This window comes from Rhodoferax sp. (assembly GCF_012927445.1).
Lineage (GTDB): Bacteria > Pseudomonadota > Gammaproteobacteria > Burkholderiales > Burkholderiaceae_C > Rhodoferax.
In genome coordinates, this window is record NZ_JABBPD010000001.1 from 1 (window position 1) to 16228 (window position 16228).

General features: G+C 52.0%; 13 protein-coding genes. 2 read left to right on the plus strand and 11 right to left on the minus strand.

Annotated features, from left to right (window positions below):
- Positions 1-56: 56 nt before the first annotated feature.
- From HHJ17_RS00005 to HHJ17_RS00020, 4 genes are all read right to left on the minus strand, one after another.
- Complete coding sequence (locus HHJ17_RS00005; protein WP_296504511.1) at positions 57-734, minus strand: hypothetical protein; 678 nt, start codon at positions 732-734, stop codon at positions 57-59.
- 343 nt (positions 735-1077) lie between these two features.
- Positions 1078-1746: a hypothetical protein gene (locus tag HHJ17_RS00010; RefSeq protein ID WP_296504513.1), complete on the minus strand. Its 669-nt coding sequence runs from the start codon at positions 1744-1746 to the stop codon at positions 1078-1080.
- Between the two features lie 196 nt (positions 1747-1942).
- Positions 1943-2500 (minus strand): hypothetical protein, encoded by a 558-nt coding sequence (locus HHJ17_RS00015; RefSeq protein ID WP_296504514.1) that lies wholly within the window; start codon positions 2498-2500, stop codon positions 1943-1945.
- 680 nt (positions 2501-3180) lie between these two features.
- On the minus strand, positions 3181-3315 hold the full coding sequence (locus HHJ17_RS00020) for a hypothetical protein (RefSeq protein WP_296504516.1): 135 nt from the start codon (positions 3313-3315) through the stop codon (positions 3181-3183).
- A 690-nt stretch (positions 3316-4005) separates the two neighbouring features.
- Here HHJ17_RS00020 and HHJ17_RS00025 point away from each other — a divergent pair.
- Both HHJ17_RS00025 and HHJ17_RS00030 read left to right on the plus strand, forming a co-directional pair.
- Positions 4006-6000 carry an ankyrin repeat domain-containing protein gene (locus tag HHJ17_RS00025; protein ID WP_296504517.1) on the plus strand — a complete coding sequence of 665 codons (1995 nt, stop codon included), beginning with the start codon at positions 4006-4008 and terminating at the stop codon, positions 5998-6000.
- Between the two features lie 517 nt (positions 6001-6517).
- Positions 6518-6964, plus strand: coding sequence for a hypothetical protein (locus HHJ17_RS00030; protein WP_296504518.1), 447 nt, complete (start codon positions 6518-6520; stop codon positions 6962-6964).
- A gap of 358 nt (positions 6965-7322) precedes the next feature.
- Here the strand turns inward: HHJ17_RS00030 and HHJ17_RS00035 are convergent, their stop codons facing one another.
- The 7 genes from HHJ17_RS00035 to HHJ17_RS00065 form a co-directional block, all read right to left on the minus strand.
- Positions 7323-7685, minus strand: a complete 363-nt coding sequence (locus tag HHJ17_RS00035; RefSeq protein WP_296504519.1) for a type II toxin-antitoxin system RnlB family antitoxin — start codon at positions 7683-7685, stop codon at positions 7323-7325.
- Complete coding sequence (locus HHJ17_RS00040) at positions 7682-8734, minus strand: RNase LS family HEPN domain-containing protein (RefSeq protein WP_296504520.1); 1053 nt, start codon at positions 8732-8734, stop codon at positions 7682-7684. The genes HHJ17_RS00035 and HHJ17_RS00040 overlap by 4 nt, the downstream gene beginning before the upstream one ends.
- A 174-nt stretch (positions 8735-8908) precedes the next feature.
- Entirely contained in the window at positions 8909-9784 is an 876-nt protein-coding gene (locus HHJ17_RS00045; RefSeq protein WP_296504521.1) for a restriction endonuclease, read from the minus strand.
- On the minus strand, positions 9784-10131 hold the full coding sequence (locus tag HHJ17_RS00050) for a hypothetical protein (protein WP_296504522.1): 348 nt from the start codon (positions 10129-10131) through the stop codon (positions 9784-9786). Before HHJ17_RS00050 ends, HHJ17_RS00045 begins: the two co-directional genes overlap by 1 nt.
- Positions 10132-10133: 2 nt before the next feature.
- Positions 10134-10430 carry a hypothetical protein gene (locus tag HHJ17_RS00055; RefSeq protein ID WP_296504523.1) on the minus strand — a complete coding sequence of 99 codons (297 nt, stop codon included), beginning with the start codon at positions 10428-10430 and terminating at the stop codon, positions 10134-10136.
- 43 nt (positions 10431-10473) lie between these two features.
- Positions 10474-13359, minus strand: a complete 2886-nt coding sequence (locus HHJ17_RS00060; RefSeq protein ID WP_296504524.1) for a DUF499 domain-containing protein — start codon at positions 13357-13359, stop codon at positions 10474-10476.
- Positions 13360-13371: 12 nt separating this feature from the next.
- Positions 13372-16227: a DUF1156 domain-containing protein gene (locus HHJ17_RS00065; protein WP_296504525.1), complete on the minus strand. Its 2856-nt coding sequence runs from the start codon at positions 16225-16227 to the stop codon at positions 13372-13374.
- Position 16228: the final 1 nt, after the last annotated feature.

Below are 16228 nucleotides of genomic sequence, written 5' to 3' on the forward strand. Positions count from 1 at the left end.
GGGGAGAAATTACCAAGAAAGGAAGTCAGAACCAGCCAGGCCAAACAGTTGATAATTTAGCCGTCCTGCCTGGGGGAATTTGACTGGCCAAAGGTGGGGGAATTTGAAGTGGCCATCAGGGTCGCTCGCTCCGGAGCAAGATCATCAAGGTTGAACGCTACCAAACCAACCCCGCCAAAAGGGATGAGTTGCTTTACGCCCTTTCTCATTTGAGCTTCGACACCCTTCTCCGAATACACCTTCTTGCACGCAATCGCATATTCCCCGAATGGGAAGCGGCAAACGATGTCAGGCGGATCCACCAATTCGGCAACCACCGAATGACGACGCAAAAAAGACAACAGATCCAGCTCCCACAAGGCATTCTTCCCATGAGAAAGCGAGCGGCCCGACAGATCCATATCGCTTCCTGCAATGCGTCGAAGCGCTTCAGCCGCTCCCGGTTCATCGCCCACCATCAAGATGGCCTCAGAAATCCGGTTTACGTGTGCAGCACTCAGCAACCTTTGTATTCCTTTCCCGCTCGCACCGCTTTCCTCCCAGTCCTTGGCCAAGGAATCAGCATCTCGTAGCAGAACACCTAGCGCACTATCCCGATGAATTCGAATGTTCTTCTTGGAGAGCATCGACCGCAGCGCCTGCCCCCGGACCGCCACTTCTGAATAAGTCGAAACACTGTCGGGACGGGTCGTGCTGGACTCAATAGCTACGGTTTTTTGGGCATCGTTATTCATGGGTTTCCATTCTGTTTTCGTTCCACAGCTTGGCACCAAAAATGCATCGCGCAACACCTTTCTTGGAATTTAACGCATCAAAGTCTATTGGAAAGTTCCGTTGCGTCCAAATAGTCGGCGCTTGTCACGCCCGAATCGTTTCCATTGACTTGCGACGGTCTCTAGCCTCGTTGCACGAATGTGTTCCGATAAATGCGTGTCACGCGTCACCAATTGCGGCTCGACATGCATACCGTGACGGCGCCACGACCAAGATGCCAATGTCGACGCTTGATGTTGGCAAGTCCCGCGTGACCCGGCAAATCGATCCGGAATGAGAAGCAAACCGCCCGTTCTGGAAAGACTAAATAGTAGTTATCACGACGGACCACTTTCCGGCTACCACCTTGACGATCTCTGGCGACCACGTGGCAAGAACCACCCCGATACCCAGCCAGACTGCTCCAAAAACAAGAAACGGGAAATTTCCAGCGGCCGCCTCTTCCAAATCTCGACGAACTACTCCGATTGCACTGGTCCGTTCATTTGATTCGTTGAGAATCCTTTCCTTCATATCGATAGCGTTCCTGTCAATCTCGGTAAATACCGCCTGAATATCCTCATCAATTTTTGTCAAATTCTTTTCGACAGCATCGATTCGGTCTAATTGCGAAGCGCTGGCATTCATTGGCCAACGGACGGTCATACGGCCGCTGGCTGTGGCTGAGGCGCTCGACATAGCGGCCACCCCAATGTTGACTGTGCGTCCGGCAAACCCCGCCTTGATCCATGTCCATGTTCTGAACATAAGCCCCGTTTTCCCGAATGAACGCGCGGTAGATGTCAAATCGAACCAGACTGTCCCCACGCCAATCAATTGAAGGAGCATTCCAAGCGTGCGAACTCGAAAATCCGACTCGGCAGGAGCTGGCCAAATATAGACCGCGGCAACGGCAACGCCGAACAGGATGGCATTTACCCAAAATAGAGGATTCTGTTTGGCCCAGAGCCACTTACTTTTAACCCATCGCATTGGCGTTTCCTCTTGGTTGCAAAAACTAACTCTGACCCCGCGAATCTTGCCTCAACACTTGCCATCTTCAAGATGTTTCGTGTATTGATTCAAATTACGTGTTGGTGGCACATCCGCGCAAAGGTTGCCGCCACGTGACTGGTTAGAGCCTCTGCACCCCTAGATCATGGCCTCCGCATGGGGCCTATCGACGACCTTAGAGGTCCTTATAGAAACCTTCAGACTGTTTCTCAGCTACCTTCGATATGCAACTCCAAGGAATCGTCCCAATGAAATACCACCATTCACGCGTCAGTTCATTGACCTTTCTTTCCGTCATCGCATCTATAAGCAGATCAACCTCTTGCGTTGACAAATGCGCGATCCCAAGGGATCGCGAAGCTGCCACAGCCAACGCCGCCAATACCTTGGGATTCTCCGAATAGAACTGTTTCGCACTCATGAGTTGGTCCGTTTTGTCTAACTTAATCTCGATGCGAATTGCTGAATGGTCGATCTGATATGGCTTGCCGCCTTTCAGTAGGTGGGCGTTGTGCATCATGCCCAAAGCATCCAAACGCTTGAAAGTATCAGTCGAGATTTCCAACCCAGTTGGAATTCCAAGATTCATGCACGTCGCAGATTTAGTTAACGAAACGGCATAACCTTCGGCTACTGTTTTTCCGTCAGGCATGGCTACCGCCCCAGGGCGAATGCTTGCCGACTCGAGCATCTGTGCGTAATTTAATTTTGGAGTGTAGTGATAGAGTTTCATCAGCAGAGTATTGACTTTCGCAGCGGCCTAGGGTAACCCAATGTCATCGACATTTCCGGAGTCCACATGGAGCAACCCACTGCCGCAGCCAAGATTCCGTTGTGCGAATCCACGGCCTTTATGCGGCAGGTTGCCGTAGTATTGGGACGGATGGATGCTATGGACCTTCAAAACAAGTCCGCTGGACGCAGAGCCCCCCCTCGTCAAGCTGGTCCAGCTCGACGCCCAAGCTTTGGCCGTCAACATCTCGTCCCATAATGTCGTGTCGGCTTCGTAAGCGAAAGCTTGTCAAGTATCCATTTATGGGCGGATGTGTTGTTGGTCGCGAACTTCGCCGCTAACGTAAATGCCGACGCCAATCCAGTCTGCATGCCAGGAACTTCAGCCATCATCGTGGTGGCGAATCCTTCTGACATTTGCCGAGTGCATTCGATGGACTGCCGAACGCTCAATGCTCGTGAGTGCTTAAGGGGCATCTCCTCGAGAAAAATCGACAACATCTGCAAGGAGCCTATCCTCGGCCTCGTTGTCGGAGTCGAGCACGAATGTGTTCCGATAAATGCGTGCCTCGCTTCACCAATGGCGGCTCGACACGCCTCCTTCGTGATCCATTTCTAACAGCCATCCCCCGAAACTGTCGCGCATATCTCGGAACGCTTGCGACTGGTATCGGCTTTTTCTTAGGCGGCGAGGTGCAATTTCATCGCGTTTTTTGCGACTGACTCGGCCTTGGCCGCTGCCTTGATTTGCTCCATCACCGCGCGAAAGTCCAGAAACGCCGGGTTCACTACGTCCGAAGTTCTAAAACCATCCATTCCAGGCTGCATAAGTCTGTGGAAACGCGAGAGCTTTCATCTCCACGGCGACGGTGGGCTGGGACGGCTTGGACAACGATGTCACTTTCGCATACTCACGTTTTTACCGACCTCTCCATGGAGAGTGGCTGCTACTCGGCTTGGGAGTTTTCGACGTCTCGGTTAATGCGCGCATCGCGATGTAAGTGGTTGATTTATATGGATTGGCCACGCATTCCGAGGAACGCTTGCACGCGCTTGGCTCGGTCGATGCCAAGTTTTACTGATTCGACCCCATGAACCCTAATCCCAAAAAGTATGCAAAGTTGCTATGTTTCGAGTAACGATGGCAGCGAGGCCCGTCTCCGTGCCATAGATCAAAGCATTGATGGCAAAGTTGCGGACTGGCTTGCCATCGCTGGGCCAGAACTCACCTGAAAGCGGGCGGCCAGCCGCCAGCTTCACCGCTGTGCCGCGAATCACTTTTAGCGCTGAAAGTAGGAAACCGTGCGGAAGCGGTTGCAAGATCCGCCGACAGAGGGCTTTGGAGTGAGCGTGATCCCATCCCGCCTTGGGACTTTCGCCACGGCAAGCGATAGGCGCCAACAATGTTTCGTCGTCTGCGCCCAACGACGCAGCCGCTCAGATTTGGCCAGACTTCAAGTGTCACAATGGTTCCATAAAAATCCAACACTGGAGACATTTGACGCCATGACGATCACCACCTACAGCATCAAGGGGCCGCTCTTCAAACTTGCGCTCGAACATGGCAAAGATCCCGAGAAGTTCGTCTCGGCCAAAAAGCAATATGGCCCAATCCAAGTGCCCCGAGACATCGGCGAGAAGATCACCATGGCGCAGATCAAAGAATTGGTGAAATCAGGCTCATACCAATGGTGTGGCTACTCCGATCAGTGGCGCTTAGGCGCAAGGGTCGGTTGGATCGTTGGCGTCGATGAGACCGGAATGGACTTCGCTCGCATCTCAGCTCCCAATCCAAATGAGCTCGGGGAAATGCGTAAAGACGCCATCGCCGACGCAGCCCTTGCAAGCGGCGGCAAGAAGGCCGTTCCCAAAACGCTCGTGAAGTCACTTGTAGAGGCCATCAGGGCGGGCGACGAGGAGTCCGTGCAAAGGCTTGCCCCGTTAGGCGCGCGAGGAACCTTCGAAGAAAAAAATGGAAAGGGATCGACCGACTTCGTGACCAGACGACCCTTGGTCGAGGCTGCCATCTCCCCGCATCCCCGAATGCTTGGCATCGTGATCCCTCATGCAGACATTGAGGGCGAGGACGGAAATACCGCCCTCGAGCACGCGGTCAATGCAGAACAAATCGCCAATGTTCGAGCCCTTTTGGATGCCGGCGCCAAGGCGAATCACGCTAACTCGTCGGGGTCAACGCCGCTGATGGCTGCGGCGCAACTCGAAACGCGCGACATTCTCGACCTCTTGTTGCCGGTCTCCGATGTGAACGCTCAGGAGGAATATTATGACAACACTGCGCTCATGTTGTCGATCAAGCGGAGACGACTGGAAAACGTCAAGGCCTTACTCCCGGTCTCCGATTTGGCCGCTCGCAACAAGGAAGGCCTCACCGCTTTGATGATCGCCGTAGACACCTTAAATCTTGACGAATATAACGTTGGGAATAATAGATCCATTTACGATTGCGCACGACTCGTCGCGGGGGCCTGTGGCGAAATCGACGCCGTTGATGGAGAGGGCCGCACCGCACTAATGCGGCTGCTTGGGCACAAAGGGAAATGGGACCGGACAGTGAAACAGTCGCAGGAACTTATCGACATCCTGATTGATTGCGGAGCCGACCCAAACAGGCTTTACCTCAACGGGGATTCGATGCTGGACGTGGCGACTCGCGACAATCTTAATGTCTACTTTCAGGCGCTACTGCCGCTTTGTGGCGCACAGCGCATGGGAGGCAAAGAGGACGCGTCGCTCATCATCGCCGCGAGCGTGGGCGACTTGGAAAAAGTTCGGTTGCTTTCGAAAACCAGCAATGTCAAAGCCGCAAATTCCAAGGGGACGACAGCTCTTCTTGCAACCTTCGACGACAAGCCCACGTCATTCAATAAAAGCAGCGATCGAATTTTGTCATTTCTGCATTTGCTTCCCGATTCAAACGTCAACGCCCAGGACAACGAAGGCCGAACCGTATTGATGAAACTGGTGGAGGCTGACGTTCCCGAGTTGTTTTCATTGACTCTGGCAAGGTCGAACCCCAATTTGCAGGACGCCCAAGGCAAGACCGCGCTCATGCATGCCGTCGAGTCTCTCAACGAATTCTTCTTTGATCAGCTTTTGCCCATTTCTGACTTGTCACTGCAAGACAAGGATGGCTTAACCGCTCTCATGTATTCAAGCAAAAGCAGTTGGCCAGAAAGGGTTGCAGCGCTTCTGGCCGGTTCAAATATTGATCACCAAGGCAATGACGGCTGCACCGCACTAATGCATGCGGTGAACTTCCAATGGAGGGTTGATAAAGAAATCATTGATCTTCTCCTAGACATCGCCAATGCCAGGTTGAAAAACAAGGCGGGGCTCACGGCTGCCCAAATCGCTGAGAAAAACAAGAAAAAAGATATCGCAGCACAGATCGCGGCTGTTGCCCTTTCTCAGGAAGAACACGAAGAGATGACAAAGATCGTGGGTAAGCCCGCGAAGCGCAAGAAAGCACGTTCTATCTGATCCTGAGGGCTTTGCCTGCTATTTATTACCGCGAATGGCCTCACGGACTTGTTCTGCAGCATTTCGAGCGAGTGACCTTCTATCGCAAATAATTGCTGTGGATGTAGGCTTTGCGGCCGGTCATAGGCCCCTCAGAGCCCCCCTTAGACCTTGAAGGCATTTGAGTGCACACGGGTAAATTAAGGGACCTCGGATATGCTTACGTTTTGATGCCCACCCTAACTTTGCTAAAAGTTAGGGTGGGCATCAAAGTTGACGTGGTGCCGAAGATGAGCTATAAGTATTGCATGGCTAGGAAAATACAACCCCAATTTTCAGAGATAATGTTGCTCGTTAGCGGCAAAGCTACGTCTTTGGATGAAGTGGTTTCGAAAGATTCAAGGCAATACGAAGGGCCGATTCGACTCAACGTTGGCAGAATGAATGCTGCTCTTTCAAGCAAACGTCATGAAATGCCGAGTGGGTTAACGCGAGAGCAGCGCCGAGCGTTCATTCTTCAAGTGGCCTGTCAAGTCGAATGACATTTTCATTTTCATTTTCATCCGCTTTTGCAAAAGACTACGCAAACTTCCCTCCGGACCAGCAAGATAAGGTTGATGACTTTACTGACACTTACCTGAAAGACGGCTTTACCGATTGGACTAAATTTCCGGGGAAAATAACGTATTCATGGAAGGGTTTGGGGCCATCCAACCCGCAATATATTTTCACGAAAGCCAATGAGCTTTGGCATTACCACATCGGTATACCAATTTACGTCCAGCAACCAGGTGTGCCATACCAAACATCTGACTGGGTTTTGCACTTCCAATGGCGCGGAAAAGGCAATCACATAGACATTGTTGACCTTTATCAACACTACACCTATTCAAGAGCTTTCTACATCCCCCCTGCCTCAGCATTGGTGAATGCGGCGACAACAATTTATTCCACCCCCACCCCTCCCGAAAACTTGTCAGAGTAATTAGTTTGGGCATGAAAAAATAGGTCGCATGAAAAGCTGAAGAAGTCCTCGTCAATTGTTGGAGATTCTCGGCAAGTTTGCATCGCCCCAATTCAATTCAACATAGCTTCGAAGTGCAGGCGCGTATAGACGATGCGCCTCATTAACGGGTCTGGCATGGTTTTCAAGGATTCATGCCTCCTGTATGACACGACACGTGTCCCGGTCAAAACCCTTCGAGGCCATAAGCAAAATGCATTCGCATGGCAATCGGTCAAGGGCGAGCGAGCCAAAAAACCTTTATCAGATGCAGCCTGTCCAAGCTAGAGTAAAAGCTATTCGACTTAGATTGGATTAGCTGGTCATTTTGTTGAATAAATCAAGCCGCTGTGAGCTGTCTACGCGAGGCTGCGGAAAGGACCGAATCACGAAGCAACCTACCTTTTCCCGAATAAAAAGAGGTGCAACACTCAACAATTTCCTCTTTGATCGTGCTAGTCGACTTAACCTTGAAAGATCGCATGTCCAAGGCTGCTCCATCGAATCGAACGGAAAAGAATCGACGCGAAGTTGACCCATTGCACGCCAATAAATCGAGAAGTATTTCACCCTCAACCGCCATTTTTCGGAGGTCACCTTCAAGCTTTTCGAAGTATTGATCCGGCCGAACAGAGTCCAGCGAAAAACAAATCGCTTGAAATTGGTCAGAAGGACTTTTACGAATATCGAAGTGCTTTTTCATGGTTTAGCCGAGACGATCTCCTGATAATTGGACTCTACGATGTGAAAAACAGATTCAATCAGGGTAACAGCTTCTTGTCTAGTCTCGACAAGCCTTGACATTTCAGGCACGCCGTCTGCGTGAAACAAGCCATGCCTGTGTTTATTATACAAATCATAGAAGTTTTCAACTGCGCCGATCATCTGATGAGATGACATCTTTATCTTGATTCCAGACTTCAACCTTGCATGGTCAAAATATGAGCCAATCCCATCCATTTTCTTTACCTGAAACCCTCCACCATCCAATAACAACTGCTTGATACAGGCTTCGAGCCCTCGTAACGCCGGGTGGGCAAAAGCACTATAGTCAGGCAATTCGATATCAATCTTGATAAAAGCCAAGGCGGGTGCAAACATGCACTTTACAGCATCGCCAAGCATCGAACAAGCACAGGGGAGCCTTTGCTCCAGCTCGTCAAGCAAACCAGCACTGGTGACCGCCGTAATTTGGTAGGTCTCAAGTTGAGCGTCGATGAGCGGCTTTTTATCTGCTGACAACTCAGAAAGAAGTGAGACCACTGTTCCGTAAGCATTCCATGGTTTTCCCTGCATAAGAAAACTGCCAGTGTTGTAACGATGAAGATACACCTCGTCACCAAGCCCTGCCTTGACTTTGAACCGGACGCAATTAGCAAGTGGTTGACTTTCAACCTCGAAGCCTTCTTCCCTTAGCAAATCGATAAGCACAGTCCATTCATCTTCCGGCAAAGTCTTCAGTGACAACGGTCTCGGCTCGAAAATTTTTCGCGAAGCATGCGTTGCTACGTGCTGTGCAATGCTCTCTGATAGCGGCTGGTTTTTCCCGACCTTTGGATGCAGAGTGGTCGTTCCATCGTCCCTCAAATACACATGAAGCAGCGCTGACGGCTGTCCATCTTGGCCTTCTATTTCATATTCGTGAAATTTATCTTTATCGATGGGGCCCGTCACCTTTTTTCCTGCTGAACAGCCAATGATTGCTGGAAGTATTTTTTTAGGGTCAAGTGACAGCTTTTTGAAATCGCTCATGGTCAATTTGTATAATTATTTTCTATGAATTCGGCTTGAACTATAACCAAGCATTGATACAAGGAAGACGCCCTTCATCGGAATGAGCAACTTTCATCAGCTCAACGGATTCTCATGTAAGCCCGCGAAGTGCAAGAAAGCACGATCGATCAGATACTGATGACTCAGTTATTTTTAGGTGGGAAATAGATCACGCACTCGGGCAAATGGCTGCCCAGTCTCTGCGGCCCGCCGCACCTTCCTATCCATGACGTGGTTAAGCGGTATCTCACGGCTCAGCGTTTCGAAGAGGTCGAGGCCATCCATGCAGATCACACGTTTGCCACGACCGAACGCGACAAGGCCATCTTCGGTGAACCCGCTGTTGCTCACGAACAGGCCTCTCGCCCACGCCGCTTTTTGCTCAAGCTTGCCGTGGAAGGTATGAAGGTCCGCCACGCCTGTCGGAGCCGCCTGCCACTTGGCCTCCACCAAATAGATTTCGCCTTGGAGCACGAAGCTCCCGTCAATCTGCTCGCCTTTGAGCCGAAATGGCTCTCGGGCTTCAAGGCCAAACACATTGAATAGTTCGCGCAGCAAGGTTTCGAAGGCATATCCCCTCGCCTGCGGCGCGAGCTGTGTTAGCCCAATCAACTGGTCACGCAAAGCGAGAAGCTTGGAGCGATCAAACGCGGGCTTGGGCGGCTGACCCGTAGGCTGCGCAGTCTCGGGCTTGCCTTCCAGGCGATTGATCAATGACAGGAGCCGCCCCTGTGCGTTGCCGACGGTCTCGGCCTTGTCAATGTGCTGACGTTTGGCCTCGCGGTATTCCCAAAGAGCCCTTAGTGTTTGGACTACTGTCGGAACCTCGACCTTTTGCAGGAAGCAGCGAAGCCGCTTTCCCTTGGAAGTCCCGTTCTCCGCATAGACGGGATCGTCAATATCAACATTGAGCTCGTCGGCGAAGAACCGTGAAAAGCTTGGATTAGAAAAATCCAAGACGTAGCCGCCACCCATCTCGAACAACTCGTCAAGAAGGATGAAGTCGATGGCGCGGACGTTCGGTGCCACTAGAATTCATCCACGGTTGTGCGCTTGGGAGGAGGCACGAACTCCTCGAACTCCCAGCCATCTTCCGTTCTAGCGCCTGTCGCGACACCATCGATCGAATCGTCGATGTCCATATCCTTGCAGCCGTTATAGACGTTGTAATCAGCCTCAAACGAGACATGAATAGTGGATTCGGTCATATCCACAGCCGTGACGCGAACCCCGTAAACCTGAGCTCGCTGATCAATGTGGGACACATCAATATCTAGCGCGCCTCTGAAATCGCTCTCCTCATCATCCACAAGTGACTGGAGAAGCTTCTCCATTTCCCGTAAGGTCGGCAATGCTTGAACTGTGATCCTGGCCATGTTTACCCCATCTCGGCGTCGCGCAGGGAACGAGCCTCGGCGACTTTCATCTCGGATGACATTGTGTAACTTGATACCACGCCACCTTCTGCTGTGCAGAACACCCAGGCGGGCGTGCCATCAAGGAAGCCATCATTAACAGTGCCCATCGGTCGGTTTCCCTTCACAACGGCAAGTATCTCTTCAACGGAAATGCTCCGGGGAGCACTCTTGCCCAACACAGTCTCGCACTTCACAACACGGCGCGCGGCAAACGGGAACAACTCAGCCATTTCCTTGGCATCAATGTCAGACATCATTTTCTTCTCCCATCAATCTATCGTTTTCGGCAAATCCGGCGCCTCAGTCCTCAAAAGACCTGTTCTTGAATTTCAATTGATCGCAGTTCTCACGAACCGAGCGTTGAATTCCATCGTCAAAGCCAGAGCTCGACTCGGCCTCAATCTCAATGGAAATCTTGACCTTCACATCGGGACGCTGCGCAAACAAAAGGATCACCTCCTCGGCCACATCGGAAAACTGCAACTTGGCCTTGACCGGATCGAGCTCGACCGTTCCGTAGAACATCCGTTTTTTGACCGACGGAGTGGGCGTCGTGGTCGTTGTGACGGCCCCTGTCCCTGCCGTTGCAGTCGAGGATGATCCGCCACCTGTCGAGGGACCAGATCCCTGCTGGCCCGGCGTGACGGTCGATCCGCCAGCGCTGGCTCCGCCAGCCGCTGCCTTTGCCGCCGCGTCTCGCTCGGCAGCCTCAGCCGCAAGCTTGGCCGCAAATTCCGCAGCCGTCTTGGGCTCGATCAGCAAGAGCGAGTCATCAAGGATCACCGAGGTGTTCTCGGCAAAATGGAAGCCTTGGTAGCGTCCATCCTGCTGACCATAAGCCAAACCGAAGAAATCTCGCGAGCTGGCACCCGCGCCAATAGTGTTGCGAAGTGTGTCAGCGTCACGCAGCCTTGGCAGATACAGATAACAGCACGTCTTCTGCCACGCCTCGACGGCGCTAAGGGCTGCGATGTCGTCCTTCCAGAACCACGTCCTCATCATGTTCGACAAATGGATCGGCGACCACTCGGCGATCAGTAGCTCATGCTCTTTGAGAATCTTCTCGATCTCCTCAGAGCGGTTAACGGCGGCAGGATTGACCTGGAAATGTTCCCACTGCAATTCGCCAATGCCCTTGCCGGGCTTGGCCTCCTGCATGGGCGCCAATAGCCACTTGTAGGTCTCGCGCACCATGCGACCCAGTCCATCATTGGCTGTATCGAGGCTGTGGGATGCTTGCTTGGCTTGGTGCTGATCGAGGTTGAGGCGCCCCTCCTTCACGTCGGCCACGATCGATTGCCACGCCAGAACTGAGCAAACTTGATCTTTGAGCCTGCTAATGCTGTCAGCATCAGGCGCAAGGAAGATCAAGCGGTTTTGCTTTTGCCGTGGCTGCTCGCCACGCTGCTTCAAGATTGCGAGAGCCGCTTCGGTCGCGGGGGCTTGAGCCGAGCGTCCAAATGTCGCCTCGGGCGGAAGAACAACGAGTCGCAACGACCAATCGTCTGGCACATCGGCGCTTCCAGTGAATACGTGGACGCCACTGAATACGCCAGGCGCGAAGCGCAGCTTCTCACGAATAAACGGATACACGTCCTCGCGCATGTTGAACCGGCGTTTACGGTCTTCCATTTCGCGGCGCAGATTCGGACGGATGTCGAACCAATAGCGGTTGTTGGCGCTATTGAGGTATTGCAGCTTGTCCACCAAAGCACGGATGCCGTCTTTGTAGTGGCCGAGCACTTGGCCAGGTTGAGCGCAGCCGAGCAACAAAGTTTCAAACTCGATGCCGCGATGGTGCTTGGCACCGCCCACGGCCCCAGCGTCTGGCGCGCTGCCCATAAACACCGCCCGCGCGATTCTGCGGCAAGCCAAAATCGATCCCAGCAACGGCTTTGAGTTGTCGAGCTCTGTCGTCAAAGCGCGCTCGCCATCAATGTCGCGTTCAAGAACGGGGTCCCAGCCCTGCGGAAGATAAAGGATTGCTTCGTTGCGAGTATTCGAGTCATAAAGCGGCAAGCTTCCGGACTGGATCATCAAATCATTGTTGCCGTCAGTCCAAAGTCTGTGGATGACCGTAGCCATAAACTTCAAGACGCCGCGTGTGCGCTGGAAATTATCAAGCGACGACCAATCTTCATAGAGCCGGTCGAACACTTCCGGGTGGATTGGATAGGCATGCTTCAACCTCTCCAAATAGTGACTATCCTGCGTTTCTGATGGAAAATCGCCGCTATTGGCCGTGTAGAAGTCTGCGTAGGCCCGGCATACCTCATCAGCAGCCAGCTTGTCATTCACAGTGGCGAACAAGCGGCGGCGCACAATTTCAAACGCCTCTTCGGTCGCAACCGGCTTCCATAAGGCCTGCACGCGGCCAAAGTAATGCTCCAACGCCCGTAAAGACTTCACGCCCTGTTGGCTACCCGCTTCTCGGTCCGAGAACGGCAACGAAGCCAGAAGGATCGCAGTTGGAACGGCCTTTAAAGCCTCTGTTAGTGACTGGATAAATGAAAGCTGGGTGTCGTATGTGCCCCCCGACAGGGTCTTGCCTTCTTCAAATTGCGACACATACCTGACCAACTCGTCCATCAAGATAATGCAAGGAGCGCGCGAAGCTATCAGGTCAGCGAGAACGCCCTTGCCTGGAGCTGTGCCGTTTTCATCTGCCTCACGCACCAAAGCGAAGGCCTCGTCGCCACCAAGTTGCCAGGCGAGCTCGCCCCAAATGGTCTTGATCGTGACCTTGCCGCGCTTGCGAGGCTTGCTCGCCAAGTCCAGAAGGTCTACGCCATCCAGCACTGCAATATTGGCCTTGGGTAGCTCCTGGATGCCTGCCGCATCGAGGATTGGAGAGATGCCTTGCAATTGGCTCGCGGGGAGCGTCCCCTTGGCCAAGTGATACACCGCAAGCAAAGTGTGGGTCTTGCCACCGCCAAACGCGGTTTGAAGCTGAATAACCGGATCGCCACCCTTGCCAGCCAATCGCTTGACCACAGAGTCCAGCAGCAACCGCATTCCCTCTGTAATAAAGGTCCGCTGAAAGAATAGCGCTGGATCCTGATATTCATCAGTAGCCGTGCCTTGATGCACGCGCGAAATATCAGCGGCAAACTCAGCCTGCTGAAAGGTGCCTTTAAGCACATCTTCATGGGGGATGGCGACCTCGCGCCAAGGTTTAAGACTCATATTATTCTTCCCTTAGATTTCAAGATTGGCTTGCGATCCGAAATGACCAGCTTCATGTGATGCAGCCTCGACACCTGTCCACGATGTGATCAGTTCGTTGTATGCCCTAGCATCTTCCGCCCAGTTTTTTCGCTCACACAACGTATAGAGACGGTAAGCCAAATTTCGTATCGGTTCAGCTCGTTGAGGCATTCCTGCGAGAAGGGCTCCCGCAGCAGACTCCCCATCAGACCGAAGTGATCTAATCATCTGATGCAGCGCCTCCCAAATTGGAGTTCGATTATCTTCACCAGGCGTCCACTCAGACGAATACTCAGCAGGCTTTAAAAGTCGGACACGGCCAGCGCCAGCCTCAACAACTCCGGCCTCCTTGACTCCATCGACTGAAGTGCCCTTGGCTCTTGCTAAAACGTCAGCCTTTCCAAACTCTCCCGAAGTCCAACCTTGCTCATCAAACCAACTAAGACAGAACTGAGTGTCAGAATCAAAATCATCGGCTCCTTCTGTCAACATGCGGTTAATAAGCGTGAGTGCCATGTGGACCGTCATTGGGCTGCCGTCTGCCTCAAGCACAGCAGAGTATTTTGAAAAAATTGCCATACCTGGCCCGATTACCGCCTGAGCCAAGTCAACGGGAGCGACAGGGGAGACCCCCTCCGCCCCACCAATCATTACATCAACTGCTTCGGCCAACTCATCTTTCAATTCACGAATAAATTCGCGTCGCGAAATCGTCGGCGCTTCAATAGAACGCTTTTGGCAAACCAAAATGATGCTTGATGCAAGTGCATTCGCTCCAATTCCAATTGAACGGGCATCTCTCTCTGTTCGCATTGGCCATGTTCCATTGATAGCAAAACCCGCACGGAGAACGGCCTCCAAGAATGTCTCCCATCCCGTGTTCCCAGTTCCAACATCGGTGGTGTCGGATTGTTTGAATGCGTAATAAATAGTTGTCGGAAAAGCAGGGTGCGCTTGCTCAGCTAACCGACTCATAGCCTCAGTCATACCATCGAGAAAAAACTTTTCAGCTTTCTCTTTTGTGCCATGTCGATAAGGTGTAGCTACTAGCTCATCCGCCTTCGGAACCGACATAGTCGCAAACAGCTCAGGAAATACAGGTCTCAATGCACGACGAAGCCACACATAGAAAAAATCAGATAGGTCCGCGTAACCAATGTTGTCGTAATAAGGCGGATCAGTCGAAACGACTTTATTTCTGCTGATAGTCTGGTGCTGTGCATTCGACTGAAAGACATGACCTATGCCAATGCTTGGCAAACCCTCCAAAGATCTCGTAATACCTTGAATGGAAACAACCAAATCGCCAGCAGCCTCTGCGAATGGGTTTGTCTCTGCATAGTCCCATACCATCGGAAGGGCCTGCCGACCAAAGGTAGTCTTTAGTTGATCGCGTGTTGAACTCCAGGCAACTAAGCTACTGTTGTAGTCAGAAAGCTTGTCAACCGACATACCCAAGTAAACAGCCACCGTATCGGCGTATGCGGATGCGCCATGACCATCATCATTCAAGCCTACACCATCATCGGACATTCCCGCCTTAATCGCGTCAGCTTTAACTTTGGCACGAGCATCTTGAACCAAGTCAGAAAACGTTGTCAAAGCTACGAGCTGTCTAGGAGTGAACAGGTCGCCGAAAGTAGTTAGTCCGTAGTTTGGAGTTTTGAAATCACGCGGATTGTCCGGAAGTTTAGTTTCCGGTTTCCATGATGGAGTGACTTGAACAGCAAGGGATTCCATTGTGGAAGTGGGCGATAGATAGAGTCGCCCTTGTTTTGTCTGCACAACGACAGCCATCAGTTTTTGGCCCATTCGTCCGGCCTTTCCTTCGGCACGAATATAGTTGTAATCAATAGGGACCCCAGATAAAACACAAAGAAATGCGTTGCGTTTACCTGCTGTCGTCCCAGCCTTGGCTGACGCCGGTGGAGTGCCCGTTCTTACTTCAAACGAATATTTATCGCCAGAAACAATAGGTTGAACAAAATTGACTCTGCCTTCCTTGGTTGAAAGTATGAACGTAGAAACCAACGGCACATCGACATGTCCATATGCTGGATTTGGACTTTTGACGGTTCGAGTCCATAGCCATGCAATAGCGGTCGCAGTGCCCCCTCCATGCTCCTTCGGAAGGTCGATTAGTGGATAAAGGTGACCAATTTTTCTGAGAGCCTGATCTCGCATCCAAGCTCCGTAGCGCCGCACATCCTCAGCAAGCCCCTTTGCACGAGCCCAATCGTGTTCAATTTTTGTTTGCTTATCACTTGAATGAACTGGGCCAATGGGTGCCATTCCAGCAAATCGCGGCGGTATCTCGATCATTGCTTTATTAATCAGCACAGCTACCGGATTTAAATCAGAGGCGAAACTTTCCAGACCAAGTCGTTGAGCCTCCAACGGTAGCGCTCCACCACCCGCAAATGGGTCATGGAATGCAGGCAACTTGTCCGGATTGAAAAGCTCCGCAGCATCTGGATGACCTCGATTCAGCTCGCAAGTCTCCCGCCAGCTCTTCAATATCTCTGCTTTCGCCTCGTTCAGCACTGACTCGTTATTCGAGTTCTCCCACTGAACAAGCTTGCGAATTATTTCAAAAAGTCGCTGCCGCTCGATCTTCGCTCGATCCTTGTTAACACCTCTTCCGAGATTGCGTTCATAACCTGGATCGTTGACCATTTGGGCAAAGAGAACCGCCCGAGCGGCGGCCAGAGGACGACGTGCCCACCAAAGGTGAAGGGTGGATGGATGACCGTGACGAATGGACTTCTCACGAGCCGCTGCTTCATTAATGTCATCCAGTGGCAATGCCACTTCGATGAGCTTTTTTGGTGTCTTTATTGGATACATG